Source organism: Streptomyces sp. NPDC031474 (assembly GCF_055581185.1).
Window position 1 is genome coordinate 456013 of sequence record NZ_JBVIJX010000002.1, and the last position, 16825, is coordinate 472837.

Annotated in this window: 11 protein-coding genes; 4 read left to right on the forward strand and 7 right to left on the reverse strand. The window is 72.7% G+C overall.

Annotated elements, in window-relative coordinates; translation table 11 throughout:
- Positions 1-14: 14 nt before the first annotated feature.
- The 4 genes from ACZ5SK_RS04980 to ACZ5SK_RS04995 all read right to left on the reverse strand — a co-directional run bounded on the left by ACZ5SK_RS04980 (position 15) and on the right by ACZ5SK_RS04995 (position 6986).
- Positions 15-5021, reverse strand: a complete 5007-nt coding sequence (locus ACZ5SK_RS04980) for a hypothetical protein (RefSeq protein WP_457493854.1) — start codon at positions 5019-5021, stop codon at positions 15-17.
- Positions 5018-5872: a DUF4132 domain-containing protein gene (locus ACZ5SK_RS04985; protein WP_334582643.1), complete on the reverse strand. Its 855-nt coding sequence runs from the start codon at positions 5870-5872 to the stop codon at positions 5018-5020. The genes ACZ5SK_RS04980 and ACZ5SK_RS04985 overlap by 4 nt, the downstream gene beginning before the upstream one ends.
- Positions 5873-6104: 232 nt before the next feature.
- Positions 6105-6494 carry a cold-shock protein gene (locus ACZ5SK_RS04990; RefSeq protein ID WP_079664124.1) on the reverse strand — a complete coding sequence of 130 codons (390 nt, stop codon included), beginning with the start codon at positions 6492-6494 and terminating at the stop codon, positions 6105-6107.
- Positions 6495-6599: 105 nt separating this feature from the next.
- Positions 6600-6986: a DUF5997 family protein gene (locus ACZ5SK_RS04995; RefSeq protein ID WP_334582642.1), complete on the reverse strand. Its 387-nt coding sequence runs from the start codon at positions 6984-6986 to the stop codon at positions 6600-6602.
- Positions 6987-7044: 58 nt separating this feature from the next.
- On the opposite strand from ACZ5SK_RS04995, the gene ACZ5SK_RS05000 reads away from it, so the two are divergent.
- Complete coding sequence (locus tag ACZ5SK_RS05000; RefSeq protein ID WP_361706478.1) at positions 7045-7836, forward strand: LysR family substrate-binding domain-containing protein; 792 nt, start codon at positions 7045-7047, stop codon at positions 7834-7836.
- 58 nt (positions 7837-7894) lie between these two features.
- Here the strand turns inward: ACZ5SK_RS05000 and ACZ5SK_RS05005 are convergent, their stop codons facing one another.
- From ACZ5SK_RS05005 to ACZ5SK_RS05015, 3 genes are all read right to left on the reverse strand, one after another.
- Positions 7895-10681 carry a beta-L-arabinofuranosidase domain-containing protein gene (locus tag ACZ5SK_RS05005; RefSeq protein ID WP_361706475.1) on the reverse strand — a complete coding sequence of 929 codons (2787 nt, stop codon included), beginning with the start codon at positions 10679-10681 and terminating at the stop codon, positions 7895-7897.
- A gap of 144 nt (positions 10682-10825) precedes the next feature.
- On the reverse strand, positions 10826-11302 hold the full coding sequence (locus ACZ5SK_RS05010) for an Lrp/AsnC family transcriptional regulator (RefSeq protein ID WP_334582639.1): 477 nt from the start codon (positions 11300-11302) through the stop codon (positions 10826-10828).
- Positions 11303-11425: 123 nt separating this feature from the next.
- Complete coding sequence (locus tag ACZ5SK_RS05015; protein ID WP_334582638.1) at positions 11426-12793, reverse strand: MFS transporter; 1368 nt, start codon at positions 12791-12793, stop codon at positions 11426-11428.
- 446 nt (positions 12794-13239) lie between these two features.
- Here ACZ5SK_RS05015 and ACZ5SK_RS05020 point away from each other — a divergent pair, with 446 nt between their 5' ends.
- The 3 genes from ACZ5SK_RS05020 to ACZ5SK_RS05030 are packed head-to-tail and all read left to right on the forward strand — an operon-like array spanning position 13240 to position 16709.
- Positions 13240-14070: a 2-amino-3,7-dideoxy-D-threo-hept-6-ulosonate synthase gene (locus ACZ5SK_RS05020; protein ID WP_334582637.1), complete on the forward strand. Its 831-nt coding sequence runs from the start codon at positions 13240-13242 to the stop codon at positions 14068-14070.
- Positions 14067-15287 carry a 3-dehydroquinate synthase II family protein gene (locus ACZ5SK_RS05025; RefSeq protein WP_334582636.1) on the forward strand — a complete coding sequence of 407 codons (1221 nt, stop codon included), beginning with the start codon at positions 14067-14069 and terminating at the stop codon, positions 15285-15287. The genes ACZ5SK_RS05020 and ACZ5SK_RS05025 overlap by 4 nt, the downstream gene beginning before the upstream one ends.
- Before the next feature lie 6 nt (positions 15288-15293).
- Entirely contained in the window at positions 15294-16709 is a 1416-nt protein-coding gene (locus tag ACZ5SK_RS05030; RefSeq protein ID WP_334582635.1) for a class I adenylate-forming enzyme family protein, read from the forward strand.
- Positions 16710-16825: the final 116 nt, after the last annotated feature.

The following is a 16825-nucleotide window of genomic DNA, read 5'->3' on the forward strand; positions in this document are numbered from 1 at the left end:
GGGCGGGAGGGCGGTCATCGGCGGCCCTTACGGGTGGTCCGAGTGGTGAGCTGCTCGTAGGCCGGGGCGTCACCGGCGCGGACGCGGTCCCACGCGCGTGTGAACAGCTCGGGCACCGGCACCAGGGGCACCGCGCGCGCCTGGGCGCGCACCGGGTAGAGGCTCTCCTTCCAGGTCTCCACCGGCAGCGCGGGAGATTTCAGGTCCAGCCAGCCGCCCGGCAGGAAGAGGGTGCGCGCGGCACGCGGCCGCTTGGCCTCGACGACCAGGCGGGTCGCCGCGAGTTCCACGCGGGCCTTCTTCGTCCGGGCGGGCTTCCAGCCGGTCCAGCGCACGCAGTTGCGGTCCGTGGGGTCCGGGAGGGCCAGCAACTGGAGGTAGAGCGCCGCCGCGTCCTCGCTCAAGCCGTGCTCCGCGGCGACCTCGACCACGAGTTCCGGCACGCTGAAGGTCGGGTCCTGGGCGTACCCGGCGGGCCCCTCGGCGTCGGTTCCGGCCGCGAGCGCGCGGGCGAGTTCCTCGTCGAGGATCGTCCGCAGCGCCCACACGCCATGGCCCCGTCCGAGCCCCACGAGCCCTTCGAGGAGCCCGAACACCGGGTCGTCGGGGGAGCCGAGCGCGCCCGGCCGGACCAGGACGGTCTCCTGGTCGCCGTACCACGGGCGCAGCACCAGCGCCTCGCCCACGTGCGTCAGACCGTCCGAGCCGGCGCCCCCGGCAGCGGGCAGCCCGTACGCCTTGCGCAGCTCGACGGCGGTCGAGGAGCCCTTGTCCGTCCACGCGACGTCCAGGTCGACCAGCAGCCCCGGGTCGGTGACGCGGCGGCGCAACGCGGCCAGGCTCTCCGGCAGGACGGCCCGCAGCGGGTGCCCGTACGGCAGGGAGTAGGCGAGCCCGGCCAGGGCGGCCACGGCACGCGTCAGGTCGTACCGGCCGGGCAGCGCCCGCGGGTCCTCCGCGACCAGGTTGCCGTCCTTGTCCGGCCGTTGGACGGTGGTGCGGCTGATCCACGGGGTGAGCCCGGGGTTGAGGACCTCCTCGGCCGAGCCGGTGGGCAGGCCGCCGAGGGAGAGCTCCCCGGCGAGGTCCTCGGGCAGCCGGACGACCGCGCCGAGCCGCTCGGCCCACGCCCGGGCCGCCGCCTCGATGTCCGGACCGGCCGTCCACAGGTCGCCGGGGCGGTGCGGCAGCAGCGCGCCGACGAGCGCCGCCCGGTCGTCGTGCCCGACCGACGAGAACAGGGCGTCGCCGAGCTCTTTCTGACGAGGCTTCAGCCCGGTCGCGGCGATCACCTCGGCGGTGAGCTGTTTCGGCCTGGCCGCGAGCAGCAGCGCCGCCTGCACGGGCCCCAGCCCGCCGCGCGAGGCGGCGGCGAGCGCGGCGGGCGCCTCCGGCTGCCAGGGCGCCGGTCCCTTGTCCCGGACGAGTCCGGTGACGGCGGCCAGCGCGTCGGCGGGGAACACCGCCGGGTGCGCGGTCTCCCGTTCCAGCGTGAAGTGGGCGATCGCGCCGAACACGCCGGCCGGGTCGTGGTCCAGGGCGAGCCAGTGCACCCGCCCGGCCTGCGGGTCGAGGCGCTGGCAGCCGAGGACGACGACGGTACGGCCGTCCCGGCGCAGCACCTGGCCGACCCGCTCCTGCTTCTCGTGCGGCTCGCTCAGCACGACCTCGCGCAGCGCGCCCGCCGGCGCGGCCAGCGGCCCGTCGGCGATCGCCTCGAACAGCAGGAGCAGCGCCTCGCGCCGAGCGTCGGTCACCGTCGGGCCGGCTGCGCGGTACGCGAGTGGGCGCAGCACGTCCAGCACGGGTGTCCACAGCAGGCCGATGCCCGGAACGGTGAACTCGTCGCTGCGCCAGCCGTCGGCGACGCCGGCGGACCGGGAGGCCTCGGCCAAGGGCTTGCCGTCGGCCTGCTTCCCGGACAGCACGTGGTTGACGGCGCGGATCTGCCGCAGCGTGGTCCACCGCGTCTCGTTGCCCCACCAGCCCTGCACCTCGACGAGGCCGGTGGTGGCCTCGCGGAGCGTCTCGTCGTCGCCGTGCTCGGGCTCGAAGTCGGCGAACATGCCGTCGACGCGGCCGCGTTCCGCCTTCGGCCGCTCGACCGGCGGCGCCACGAACGAGGCGGCCGACTCCGTGAGCCGCAGCATCGCGCGCACGAGCGCGGCGACACCCGTGACGAGCCTGGAGTCGCCGAGCGCGGGCAGGGCGCGGGAGACGATCTCCTGGACCACCTCGTCCGCGGCCGGGACGACGGCCTTGCTCTGCGACGTCCCGTCGACCGCCCTGGCCGCCGCCAACTTCGCCTGGCGCTCATCCAGCGCCTGCGCCGCCGTGCGCAGCAGTCCGGCCGCCTGCTCGTCGGTCAGCGCGCGCAGGACGGCCGACGCGCGCTCGTCGCGCGGGCGAAGGGCGTGCCAGAACTCCACCGGCGGGACGAACCGGGTACCGGCGGCGAACTCGCTGCCACGCTCCATCGGCGTCACCCGGCCCAGTTCCCCGGCGGCGGATGCGTCGTCCCGCGCGTACAGGGCGATCTGCCGGTGGAGCCGGACGGCGACGGGCTCGGCCCCGCCGGGCAGCCGCAGCGAGCCGAGCGGCACGCCCGGCGCCCGGCCGCCGGCCCATGGCAGGGCGACGGTCCGGCCGTCCGGCGTACCGACGACCGTCCGGGCCTCGGCGCCCTCGCCCTCAGTGCGCACCCAGCGCCCGAGGACCGTGCCGTCCGTGCCGAACGGGCTCTGTTCCAGGCCCGGTTGGAGCGGCAGCAGCTCGCAGTGCTGCTGGAGCAGCGTCGCGTCCTCATGGATGCCGGACTGCAGGAACGCGGGCAGTGAGGCGCGCCCGTGCGTGCCGGTGGCCGGGTCGTACTCCAGCCAGACGTGGAGCCGGCCCTGCCTGCCCTGACGCCAGTACGAGGTGCCGTCGCCGAGGACGCGCCGGCCGGCGGGCAGGACGGTGTCGCCCGCGTGCAGGGTGCGCCCGCCGCCCGCGCGGCCGCCGTCGGGCAGCGGGATCGAAGGGGTGCCCGCCTCGCTGCCGCCGTACCAGTAGTGGGGAATCTGGTCGCCGGTGAGCGGGAACACGTCGGCGGGGCGGGCGGACCAGTAGCCGAACTGCTTGCCGTCCTCCCGCCACATCACCAGCAGTTCGCCGTCGGTGTAGCGGAACGACGGAAGCTGCCAGCGGCTCGGGGACACGGGCAGCCGAAGGTCGTGCTCCAGCAGGATCTCCTCCGGGCCGACCACGAGCACCTTGTGCTTGCGGGAGACGATCAGCGCGGGCCACGCCTCCTGGACGGTCAGCGGGTTGTCCTGGTCGCGGCCGGGCTTGGTCTCGGCGTCGATCCGGCGCAGCGCCTCCTCGAGCGCGGGCCAGCCCAGTTCGTCCAGGATCCCGGCGCGCAGGGTGTGCCCGAGCAGGGGCGCGACCTCGTGCGCGGCGACCTTCGCGACGGCGGCCGGGCTGACCCGGGCGGCCACCGCGCGGAACGGGCGCAGCCGTTCCAGCGCAGCCCGCGCGGCGGGCAGGCCGACCGCCGAGGCCAGCTCCCCGGCCGCGTCGTCCAACCATCCGCGCAGCACATCACTGAGCACGGGGTGGGCGGCCAGGCCCTCCAGCACCTCGGCTGCGGGACGGAAGCTGCTGACGGTGCCGATGTCGGCGTACAGCAGGCGCCGGAAGCGCGGATCGGCGGCGGTCGCCGTCAGGTCGCGCCGGCCGGGCCGGGGCTCGCGCAGCCAGCGGTCCAGGGAGAGGTACACGACCTGGTCGGGGCCGGGCAGCGTCAGCGGCACGCGCTCGGCCACGCACAGGTCCAGCAGGTCGAGGTCGGCGCCGGCGTGCCAGCGGCCCGTGCACAGGTCGACGGGACGGCCCCGCTCCCGCAGGCGGGGCGCCATCCGCTCCACGAGGGCGAGGGTGGCCGGGGAACGGTCGCTGACGTTGCCGCCGTGCTTGCGGTGCAGGGCCCACCGGCCCAGCCAGTCCGCCGGGTCCGCCGCGGAGGCCGTCTCACCGGTGAGGAGCAGGTCCGCACCGCACTCCGTGAGCAGCGCCAGCCAGAACTCGTCGTCCTCGACGGAACCGCCCAGGCCGGCCGGCATGATCTCCAACAGCCGCTCCCGCACCCCCGGTCGCTGCTCCGCGAGGACGGCCAGCGTCGACCGGTAGGAGTTCCAGAAGGACGCGGGGGCCCGGACCGCGGCGGGCGACGCGAGCAGATCGGCGACCAGGGCGCACTCCTCGCTGACCCGGTCGAGGCCTGCGGCCTTGATCAGCCCGCGCGCGTCCTGCGGCAGCGAGGCGTACGGCGGCATCCCGGCGGCGCAGCGCTCCACGGTCAGCTGCCGGAACTGCGCCCAGGCCGCGGCCGGGTCGAGCCGCGTGGTGAGGGCCCTGACGTGTTCCTTGAGTGCCTTGACCGTCAGCGCCCCGGCGAAGGCGAACTCCAGGAACACGGCCCGCTGCCGCTCCTCGTCCACCGCCAGCGCGTGCACCCGCTCGGCCTCGCGGGCCTTGCCGAAGAACGCGGACGCGTACGTCGTGTTCTCGTGCTGGAGGAAGACGCGGGCGGCCTGCTCGTAGAACGTGGGCAGGAAGTGCGGCACGGCCCGGCCGAGCCGGGTGCCGAGCTCCTCGAAGCCGTCCTTGGCGTTGCCGGGGCGGGACTTGGCCTGCCGGGCGAGCCGTTCGACGTCCTTGACCAGCGCCAGCGCGTGATGGCCGTTCGCCGGGTCGTGGACCAGCGCCCAGGCAGGGAAGCCGAGCGTCTCCCGGCGCACCTGACCGACCTCGGGGGTCTCCGTCTCCCGGGCCAGCCCGAGGAAGTCCAGCGCGAGGTCCTCGGCCTCGCCCAGGGTGGCCGGCACCAGCCGCACGATCCGCCGGTCGTCCAGCGCGGGATGGCGGTACGTGCGGACGGTGAGCGTGTCGGCGTCCTCACGGGCTGTGCTGCCCGGGGGCAGGACGGCGCCCGCGTCGAGCAGGGTGGCCGCCGTGGTCTCGTCGTAGGTCGTCATGCCGCCCGCTCCTCGTCCTCGACGTCCCGCCCGGCGTACAGCGCGGCGGCCATGCGCATGCCCTCCGACCAGGCCACCGGCCCGATCTGACCGAGCTTCAGCACCCGCCCTGCGGAGTCGGTGAACACCAGGGGGCCGGTCTCCGCCTGCTCGTAACCCTCGTAGTCGCCGACCCACACGCGGGCCTCGACGGTGCGGCCGTCCTCCAGGACGGAGGTGACGGCGTGGCCGCCGCGCACGCGGTGGCCGAGCTGGGTGACCCGGCCGTGCAGGAACCGCTGTTCCTTGAACACCCCGCCGGCGTACTCCTCGACGGCGGTGCTCTCGGCGTCGAGCGCGGCGGGCCGCCGCCACACCTCGCGGAAGAGCTGTTGGGCGCGCTGCTCCACGTCGAGTTCCACGGCGAACTCCCGCAGCTCCTCCAGGTCTTCGAGGAGCACGGGGTGCGGGAGGCGGACGAGGTCCGGGGCGATGCGGACGGTGTCGCCGTCGAGGTCGACCAGGCCGAGGCCGCGCTCGGCGTCGGCGTCCCGCAGGAACCCGGCCACCTCGCCGTCGGCCCCGGTGACCACGAGGTCGCGCAGGGCGGCCTGCCACGCGGGGTCGGGCCACACCCGCGCGAGGACGGCGAGCGGCACCGGCAGCGAGCGCACCATCCAGCGCTCCACGTCGGCCAGGCACTGGCGTTCGTGCCGCTCCAGCCACTCGGTGAGCTGACGCAGGCCCACCACCGCCGGATCGTCGGCGATCTTGGGCGGCACGGACTTCAGCCGTCGCCCGGCCGCGTTGCGGCACACCACCTTGCCGTCGTCGAGAGCGACTTCGTAGTCGCCGGCCGACACCCACCCCATGTGTGCCTCCCGCACCCGCAGTGATCAAGTGACGGGAACTGTAGAACAGGCCACTGACAACGGGGTCCGACAGCCGATCAGGACTGGTCAGGCCCTTCCTGAGGCGCCGGTTCGGAGGCTGGGACAGGGCCGGGAACACGCCCGGGAACCGGCCCGGGGACAGGCGCGGGCGGCGGAGGAGGCGGCCCGGCCCGGGCCGCCTCGGACCCGGCGTCGGGCGCCGGGCGGCAGGTCAGCCCTCGACCCAGCCGTGGTTCTTCGCGAACTGCGCCAGCCCGGCCCGCACCTGGACGATCTGCTCGCCGGTGAGCGAGGGCGCCGACGTCAGCAGCGCCTCCGTGACGTCCCGGGTGAACTCCTCCGTGCTGAGCACATCGCACAGGACGTCGTCGTCGGCGGCGAGGGGCTTGCCGTCCGCGCCGCGCGCGAGCCGTACCCCGGACGCCTTCGGACCGCGTTCGCCGTCCTCGATCTCGAACTCCACCACGATGCCCCGGCGCACCTGCGACTCCGGCATCAGCATGTCGTTGACGTGCAGGAATACATCCTCCCCGCCGTCGTCGGGCGCGATGAACCCGTAACCGCGCTGGCTGTCGAAGCGCACCACACGACCAGCAACCATCCCAACCCCCAGCAACCTCGAAACACCCACGTCGGTGAACCTGCCCAGATCGTAGTCAAAGCGACTGCCCCAGGGCGACTCGCGGGCGTCAGGACGCCGGGTGCCTCAGGACTCGGTGCGCTCCGCGTCGCGCTTCTTGATGCGGACGGTCTCCTTGCGGACCTCGGCCTGGGTGGCGCGCTCCTTCTCCAGCCACTGTGGCCGGGCGTCCTTGAGAGCCTCGATCTGCTCGGTGGTGAGCGCCTCGGTCACCCCGCCGCGGGCCAGACCCGCGATGGAGACGCCCAGCTTGGCCGCGACCACCGGACGGGGGTGCGGGCCGGTCTCGCGCAGTGTCCGCAGCCACTCGGGCGGGTTCGCCTGGAGCTCGTTCAGCTCGGCGCGCGAGACGACGCCCTCCTGGAACTCGGCGGGCGTGGCGGGGAGGTACACACCCAGCTTCTTCGCCGCGGTGGCGGGCTTCATCGTCTGGGTGCTCTGCTGCGAACTCATACATCCCAGGGTATCGGCCGTTGACGAGACCTCCGACCACAGCCGGTAGCCTGGCGGGATGACCGACTCGGCGGATTCCCCCTCGTTCCGGCTCGCGTACGTCCCCGGAGTGACGCCCGCCAAGTGGGCGCGGATCTGGCAGGAGCGCCTGCCCGACACGCCCCTCACCCTCCTCCAGGTGACCCCCGCCGAAGCCTCCGACGTCTTGCGCGAGGGTGCCGCCGACGCGGCCTTCGTGCGCCTCCCGGTCGACCGTACGGTGTTCAGCGCGATCCCCCTCTACACCGAGACGACCGTGGTCGTGGTCCCCAAGGACCACGTGATCACGGCGGCCGAGGAGATCACCCTGGACGACCTCGCCGACGAGGTGGTCCTGCACCCCGTCGACGACGTCCTCGGCTGGGAGCAGCCGCCCGGCGAGCCCGCCTTCGAGCGCCCCGCGACCACCGAGGACGCGATCGAGCTGGTCGCGGCGAACATCGGCGTCCTGGTCGTGCCCCAGTCCCTGGCGCGCCTGCACCACCGCCGCGATCTCACCTACCGCACGGTCGTCGACGCCCCGCAGTCGGAGGTCGCGCTCTCCTGGCCGGAGGAGGCGACCACCGACCTGGTCGAGGACTTCATCGGCATCGTCCGCGGCCGCACGGTCAACAGCACCCGGGGCCGTGCCCAGCAGCCCCCGGCGAAGGAGCGCCAGCCGCGCAAGGCGCAGCCGGGCGGCGGCGCGCCCCGTAAGAGCGTCGGCGGCCGGGCCGGGGGCATGAAGAGCGGCGGCGCGAAGAGCGGGGGGACGAAGAGCGGTGGCGGCCGTCGTGGAACCGGCGGCGGCAAGCCCCGCCGCCGGTCGTAGCGACCCGCCGGACCTCACACCCCCGGCCCGCCGGCCCTCGCGCCCCGGTCCGCCGGTCCTACGGCACGAAGGTCGCCCCGCGTGCCGTACGCACCACCGTCTCCCCGTCGGCCTGCGTGAGCAGCCCGGCGGCCACCCATGCGTCCACCACGGTCCGCACCCGCGTCACCAGCGCCGGCTTCCCACGGAACGGCGCCGCGGCCCACACCTCGTCGAGCAGGGTCGTGCCGTCCGCCTTCGCCGGGTTGGCCACGCCCGAGTCGCTGTTCCCGAACACCACCCGGGGTTCGGTCCTGCGCACATACGCGTGCGCGGGATCCTCGGTGCCCTCGAAGAAGGGGGCGAACTCGGTGCCGTCGAGCGTGAAGTGCAGCGGCTTCCCGCTCACCGGAGTGAGGGAGGGCAGCAGGTCGCCGGAGAGGGCCGCGTTGCGGTAGAGCCCGAACTCCAGGTACTGCGTGGAGGGGTCGCGGGCCACCAGGTTGAACGGGCCGTAGAACAAGGTCTGCAGGGACGGGTCGTCGAGCGCCTGCTCCACGCGCAGCCGGAACGGCATCGCCACCCGGACGACGTCCCCGTCCCGCCAGGTCCGGGACACCGTGAAGTAACTGCCGGGCGTCGGCGTCCCGTTGACCTTCCGCCCGTTGACCGTCACCCGGAACCCGGCCGTGGCCCAGGACGGCACCCGCAGCCGCAACGCGAAGGCAGCGGTCCGCCCGCGCACCGTCAGCGTGCTGCCCTGCTCGCGCGCGAAGTCGGTGCTCTGCGCGAGAGTGACGCCCTTCTCGGCCCAGGTGAGCGTGGACGGACTGTAGAGGTTGACGTAGAGCGCGCTGCCGTCGGCGGCCTTGAAGTACACCGAGTCCTGGTACTTGGTGGCGCTCTCCATGCCGGTGCCCTCGCAGCAGGTCGTGCCCTGCTTGGGCGTGTAGTCGCGCACATGGCCAGGGGTGAGCCCGATGAAGTACGTGACCAGCGGCTTCTCCGCGTCGGCGGTGTCCTGCTTGGAGCCGAGGACCTGGTTGTACAGGGCCCGCTCGTAGTAGTCCATGTAGGCCGGGTCCTGCTCGTGGAAGAACAGCGTCCGGCTCAGCTTCAGCAGGTTGTACGCGCAGCACGTCTCGGCGTTCGTCGCGCCGATCGTCCCCGCGATGACGTCCCGCGCCTTCCAGAACTCGCCCGTGCTGGTGCCGCCGATGCCGTACATGCGGTGCGGTACGACCATGGTCCAGAAGTTCTTCGCGGCGGTGAGGTAGCGCGTCTCGCCCGTCGCGTCGTACAGCCGCACGAGGCCGGTGAAGATCGGGATGTGCTGGTTGGCGTGCAGCCCGTCGAGCGTGTCGGTGTTCGCGGCGCAGGCGTCGATGAGCTTGTCGAGGTCGAACAGCCGGGCCAGCGCGAGATGTTCGGCCTTGCCGGAGAGCGCGTGCAGATCGCAGATCGCCTCGACGATGCCGCCGAACTCCCCGCTGGAGAAGATGCCCCACATGCGCTGGAGCGTGGCCCCGGGCAGCTTCGACAGCCGGGAGTACATCCAGTCGCACATCCCGGAGGCCAGGTCGAGCGCGCGGTCGTCGTCGGTGGCGAGGTAGGCGTCCAGCAGCCCTCTGAGGATCTTGTGGGCGGTGTAGTAGGGCGCCCACACCTTGGTGTAGTCGCTGCCGGTCATCGACTCCAGCTGGATGAACTGGGTCTCCGGGTAGGCCGCGAGGAAGCCCGGATGGCTGGGCCCGCCCCAGGTGCGGCGCAGGGTGGCGGTCAGGCCGTGCCCGGAGGCGTCCGCGAACGTGCTTCCCGTGGTCTCGTCGAACGCGTAGGAGGCGAGGTCGCCGGCCGTCCGGCCGCTCTGCAACTGCGTCACCTCGTCGGCGGTCAGCGCCCGCGACCACACGTCGAAGCCGCCGAAGGCGCCCGCGAAGACGGGGTCGGACGCGTAGTGGGACCGGCCGAGCCAGTGGTGGGCGAGCGTGCCGAGGGCGGCCGGGGTGAGCGACATGGCGGTGTTCCGGGCCACGGCCGTGCCGTTGACGTACAGGGTTCCGGTGCCCGCGGCGACCGTCACCGCGAGGTGGCTCCACTGGTTCAGGGGCAGCGCGGCGGTGCCGTTGATGCCCTGCTCCCCGCCCGCCCCGCCGGTGGTGACGGCGAACCGGGGCACGCCGCTCGCGTTGCGTGCGGCCAGGTAGAGATAGCGGGTGGTGTCGTTGCCGAAGTCGAAGATCCGGGTCCAGCCGGCGTCATGGGCGGGCCTCACCCAGGCGGCGAGGGTGACCTCCGCGGCGCCGCCGAGGACGCCGGACGGCAGCTCGACGTACTGGTAGGAGCCGCGCACGTGCTCCACGGCCGTACCGAACCTGCCGTCGACGCTCAGCACGGTGGGGTCGTGCCGCAGCGACTCGCGCACCTCCGTCAGCGCGCCGATCGCCGTGCGGATCTTGTCCGCGAACACCTTCTCGCCGGTGCTCGTGTACGCCTGGGACAGCATGGTGAGGAAGTGCCCGGTGTAGTGGCCGCGCAGGTTGCCGTTCGCCTCCCCGTCCAGGCCCTCCCAGCCGCCGGGGGCGACCGCGCCGAGCGTGGAGCGGCCGGCGTTGGCGCGGAAGACCTGCAGCAGCCGGTTCACGTCGTAGCCACGGGCGTGGTCGAGCATCAACTGCCGTTTGGCGGCGAAGACTCCGGGGCCCAGGGCGACGTCCTCGAGCGGGAAGGGCTGCAGGGACCAGGCCGCCGACGGCGGGACGGCGGCCGCGGAGGCTCTGGTGGCCGCCGTGGCGGAGAGTGCGGGGACGGCCGCCGCGAGCATCGCGCTCTGGAGAAGGATCCGTCTGCTGAGGGGCGGTGCCATGTGCTGCTCCTCCGGTCCACGTGGGGGTCGCTCCCCCTCGCTTGTTCGACATTGCGAACAATGTGCGGATGGTCGACCAGACGTTAGAGGGGGGACGGGAGTGCGTCAACGGTCCTGACGAGACTGAGAGTTGCGGACCGGGAGCTACTTCGCGGCAGCGCGCCCGATCGACTCCACCAGCGGCAGCAGCCGGTGCGGCACCCGTTCCCGCAGGGCCACCTCGGTGCGGGTGCGGACCACGCCGGGCACGCTGATGAGCTTCTGGATCACGTCCTCCAGATGCTCGTTGTCGCGCGCCACGACCCGCGTCACGAGGTCGCCGCCACCGGTGATGGAGAACGCCTCGACGATCTCCGGTACGGCGGCCAGCGCGTCGCCCACCTCGTCCAGATGGCCCTGGGTGACCTCGATGTGCACGAACGCGAGCACCGGGTGGCCCAGCGCGGCGGGGGAGAGGGACGGCCCCGTGCCGGTGATCACGCCGTCCCGCTCCAGCCGGTCGAGGCGGGCCTGCAGGGTGCCGCGCGCGACGCCGAGAAGCCGGGCGTACTCCCGCACGCTCGTGCGCGGCTGCTCCAGCAGCAGGCGCAGGATGCGGGTGTCCAACTCGTCCACGGCCATGACCCCGGCCTCCTCGGCATCCCCGTGCGTGCGTGATCAGCGCCGACTGTACCCATGGCCCGGTGGAACGGGCATCGCCCGGGCCGGTGGTGAAGAGGGCGTCGTCACGGAGGCCCGCGAGCGTCAGACGTCGAACTCGTGGTCGCGGGTCTCCGGCAGGGCCAGCAGGCACAGGAGGCTCACCAGGCAGAGTCCGCCGGTGTAGAACCCGAGGACGAGCGGCGACCCCCAGTGGCTGTTCAGCCAGGTGGCGACGAGCGGGGCGAAGCCGCCGCCGAGGGTGTTGGCGAGGATGAAGGCCGCGGAGGCGCCGGTGTAGCGCAGCCGCGCCGGGAACAGTTCCGGCAGGAAGGCCGCCACGGGGGAGAACATGAGCGCGAGCAACATCAGGCCGACCGTGTAGGCGCCGGTGATCACCAGGCCGTTGCGTGAGCTCAGCGAGGCGTACATGGGGACGGCCCACACCACGCAGCCGACGGCTCCGGCCAACATCAGCGGGCGGCGGCCGATCCGGTCGGACAGCCTCGCCGCCGGTAGGGTGACGGCGATTCCGGCCGCCGCGCCGATGCTCGCGGCGGTGAGCATCGTGTTCCGGGGGATGCCGAGTTCCTGCGGGCCGTAGGAGAGGCTGTAGACGATCGTCAGGTAGTACACGGCCGAGCCGCCGAGCGCCGCGCCGGTGCCGAGCAGCAGCCGGCCGGGGTACTGCCTGAGGATCGTGCCCAGCGGGAATCGGGGCGCCGCCTTCGACTCCGGTGTCCGTGCCGTGGTCGTGAAGACCGGGGACTCGGAGACCGTCGTGCGCACCCACAGGCCGACCACGACCAGGACGGTGCTGAGCAGGAACGGGATGCGCCAGGCCCAGTCGGTGAAGCCGTCCATGCCCACGATGTTCATGGTCGGCAGGATGACGGCCGTGGAGAGCAGGAAGCCGAGTGAGGGGCCGGCCTGCGGAATGGACGCGTACAGCGCGCGGCGGCCGGGCGGCGCGTGTTCGGCGGCGAGCAGCACCGCCCCGCCCCACTCGCCGCCCATGCTGACGCCCTGGAGCAGACGCAGTGCCACCAGCAGGACGGGGGCGAGGAGTCCGGCGGTCTCGTACGTGGGCAGCAGCCCGACGCCGACCGTCGCCACGCCCATCATCAGCAGCGAGATGACCAGGGCTCGTCTTCGGCCGAGCCGGTCGCCGATCGTGCCGAACACGACGACGCCGAGGGGGCGGGAGAGGAAGGCCGCGGCGAAGGTGAGGAAGGCGGCCAGGGAGGAGAGGGCCGCGTTGCCGGAGGGGAAGAAGGCGGGACCGAGGACGAGTGCCGAGGCGGTCCCGTACACCGTGAAGTCGTAGTACTCGATGGTCGTGCCTACCAGGCTCGCGACGGCGACCCGCGGCGCGTCGGTCCCGGTGACTTTGGCGTTTCCGGCGGTCCCGGTGGTCCGCGGCGCCGTCGGGGAAATGGGCTTGAGGGCGGTATTGGGCGGTAATTCAGGCATGGGGAGTCACTTCCGATACGCCCGGTCCGTACGGTCGCACGGGCCGGGACCGAATGGGGAGGGAAGGCCTCGCATGTAACACGAACAAGAGCGCCCCTGTCACCCTCCTCCGCGAATTCAATTTCGACCCGGAAGGCTTCTCCATCGAAATGAGAGCTGATTTACACGTGACATCGGCACAAAGCGAAGAAACTACCCTGAACACCACCCTCCGACCGCGTCAACCCGCCTGACCTGTCAACCCGCTGTCAAATACTCATGCGTTACCTTGTATGAATATTTGCAGGCGATCACACCTTGCCAACGGCTGATCACGCACGGAATGCTGGCGGCGGGGGAACTTGAAAGTTCTACGACCATCGTTTTTCAGACATGGCGACTGCATCAGGCTGCTCCGGTCCGGATTCCCTGAAATGCTGTCTCCAGGCTGGGAAGGCGTATTACCCATGCTGAAAACCGGCAAGTTATTGCGCTTAAGAAGACTTTCGCTGGCGGGGGATGGCCGGCATCTGTTCGTGCCGCTCGACCACAGTGTTTCGGACGGTCCGATCGTCCCCGCCGACAAGTGGGACGACCTGATGCGCGCACTGGTGGACGGTGGGGCCGACGGAATCATCGTCCACAAGGGACGGGCCCGCGCCTTCGCGCCGGACATCCTCAAACGCTGCGCCCTCGTGGTGCATCTGAGCGCCAGCACCTCCTGTGCCGCCGACGTCCACGCCAAGGTGCTGGTCGCCGACGTCGAAGAGGCACTGCGGCTCGGCGCGGACGCGGTGAGCGTCCATGTGAACATCGGCTCGGACACCGAGCCCCAGCAGCTCGCCGACCTGGGGGCGGTGGCCGGATCCTGCGACGCGTGGGGCATGCCGCTGATCGCGATGGTCTACCCTCGCGGCCCGCGGATCGACGACCCGCGCGACCCGGCCCTCCTCGCCCATGTGGCCAATGTCGCCGCTGACCTGGGCGCGGACATGGTGAAGACCTCCGTCGCGCTGCCGCTGGAGCGGATGGCCGAGGTCGTGGCCAACAGCCCCATACCGGTCCTGGCGGCCGGCGGCCCGCCGGACGACTCCGACCTGGTCGAGTACGGCGCCGCGGTGATGGCCGCCGGCTGCCGCGGACTGGCCGTCGGCCGCCGGATCTTCTCCTCGCCCTCTCCCTACGCACTGGTGTCCCGGCTCTCCGCGGTCGTGCACGGCGGGGGAGGGATCGCTGCCGAGATGAGCATGACCCCCACAACCAGCAACTACTCGACGATCGTGGCAGGTGTCGCATGAGGTTTGCGTGGATCGATCTCCGTGAAGTCCCCCGTCCGCAGCTCCAGGCGGTGGTGGACGCCGCCGTCCACGCCCGCATGGCGGGTGTGCTCTCCGCCGACGCGGAGCTGCTCGCAACGCTGCCCCCGACCATCACCCGGGTCCTGGCCGCCGACGGTCCGGTCGTGGCGGTGACGACGCTGGCCGGGAAGAAACCCGACGACAAGGCGACGAAGGACGCCACGAGCACGAAGGACGCGGCGGGCACGAAGGGCGCCAAGGAGTCGAAGCCCGCCGGAATCGACGTCCTGCTGCGGAAGTTCGCCGCCCAGGACGAGCTGGACGCCCTCGCCACGGCGAACCGCGCCACCGGCGGCAGCGCCGCCACCACCCCCGTCGCCGGCTTCATCGGCGTACGGGACGACCGCACCCTGCGGCTGTCGTGCTCGGGCGCCATGGCACTGCCCTACACCGTCATCCACTTCGCCGACCCGACCAAGATCCCCCTGGAGATCGTGCTCGCCGCCGCCGAGTCCGCCGAGGGCAAGCTGGTGACCGTCGTCGACGGTCTGGAAGAGGCCGCGATCGTCTTCGACGTGCTCGAACGCGGCTCGGACGGCATCCTGTTCACGCCCCGCAGCGCCGACGACGTCTTCGCGCTGGCCCGGCTGCTGGAGGCCACCACGCCCCAGCTGGAGCTGTCCACGCTGACCGTGGAGAGCATCCGGCACGTCGGACTCGGCGACCGGGTCTGCGTGGACACCTGCTCGCACTTCGAGGAGGACGAGGGCATCCTCGTCGGCTCCTACTCCTCCGGGTTCGTGCTGTGCTGCAGCGAGACCCACCCGCTGCCCTACATGCCGACCAGGCCGTTCCGGGTCAACGCCGGCGCCCTGCACTCGTACACGCTCGGGCCCGACAACCGCACCAACTACCTCAGCGAGGTCGGCTCCGGCAGCGCCCTGCTGGCCGTCGGCGCCGACGGACGCACCCGACGGGTGGTGGTCGGCCGGGCGAAACTCGAGTCCCGCCCGCTCCTCGAGATCCGCACCCACGCCGAGGACGGCCGCCTGGTCAGCCTGACCGTGCAGGACGACTGGCACGTACGGGTGCTCGGCCCGGGCGGCAAGGTCCTCAACGTCACCGAGCTGCAGGCGGGTGACGAACTGCTCGGCTACCTGGCCGCGGACAAGCGCCATGTGGGCCTGCCCATCGGCGAGTTCTGCAAGGAGGTCTGAGGGCCGATGGGCGAGCACCTGTCACCGGCCGGCGCGGACGACCGCGACGACGGGATGAGACCGCTCGTCCGGCGTCTCTTCGAGGCGCAGGACGAGGGCCTTCCCTACCTGATCCACCGTCAAGAGATCGTCACTCGGGGCGAGTTACGCGAGCGAGTGGCCAAACAGGCCGCGGTCTTCGCCGGTTACGGCATCGGCCCCGGCGGCACGGTGGGGCTGCGCACCCCGCCCAGCTTCACGCAGGTCGAGGTGCTGCTCGCGCTGTGGCGGCTCGGCGCGCAGGTGCTGCTCTTCGACTTCCGGCTCAAACCGGCCGAGGTCGCCGGGCTCTGCGCCGTCTGCCGGCCGCAGTTCATGGTGAGCGCCGGCATCAACGTCCAGGCCACCTTCGGCTTCCGGTCCGCGTACGAGGTCGTCACCGAGCGACAGAGCGGCGGCCGGCCGGCGGCCACCGACCACCGACTGGTCCAGTTCAGCTCGGGATCCACCGGGCGGCCGAAAGTGATCGGCAGGACCGCCCGGTCGCTCGCCGCCGAGGTGGACCGGTTCGCCGGGATCCCCGGCATGCCGGGCCCGGGCGACCGGCTGCTGCTGCTCAGCTCGACCGCGCACAGCTTCGGCCTCGTCGCGGGGCTGCTGCACTCCCTCGCGGCCGGGGTCTCGGTGGTCTTCGCCCCCCGGATCTCCGCCCGCGACATCCTGCGCACCGCCGCCGACCATCACGTGACCGCCCTGTTCGGGGTGCCGATGCACTACGAACTGCTCGCCGCCGCCCTCGATCCCCCCGCAACTGGCGACCTGCGGGTCGCGGTCTCGGGCGGCGAGCTGATGCCCCCACCGGTCGCGGCGCACTTCGCCGACCGCTACGGGGTGCCCGTCGGCGAGTCCTACGGGACCACCGAGACCGGCGTGGTCGCCATGGACACCGGCGGCGCCCTGCGGCCGGCGGTCGGCCGGGCCGCCCCGGGCGTCGTGCTCCGGGAGCACCGGGGCGAACTCGACGTCGCCCTGGAGGAGTCGCCGTACCTCTTCGGCACCGGCGGCGCCCAGTACACCGACGGCTGGCTGCACACCCGGGACCGGGCCACCGTGGACGGCTCCGGGGCGGTGACGGTGCACGGCCGGGCGGACTCCCTCGTCGTGATCGGCGGCCTCAAGGTGGACCTCGTCGAGGTCGAGAACGTGCTCCGCGAGCATCCGGCCGTCGAGCAGGCGGTCCTGGTCCACGAGGACGTGACCGAGGCGTACGTCTCGCTGGCCGCCGGGGCCGGACAGCCGACCGCGGAGGAACTGCTGCGCTGGTGCCGGCAGCGGCTGGCCGACTACAAGCTGCCGCGGGTGATCCGGCTGCTGGAGACCCTGCCCCGCACGTCCAACGGGAAGCTGCTGCGCCAGGCGGCGGCGTTGCGCTCCGCGGGTTGAACCGGGGCGACGCCGGACGTCCGTTGTCCACGGGTTGTCCGCGGGCCGTCCGTGGTTCGTCGCGCCCACGCGGCGGAGCCGCACGATGTCACAGCCCCGCGCCCCCGGGGTGCTGC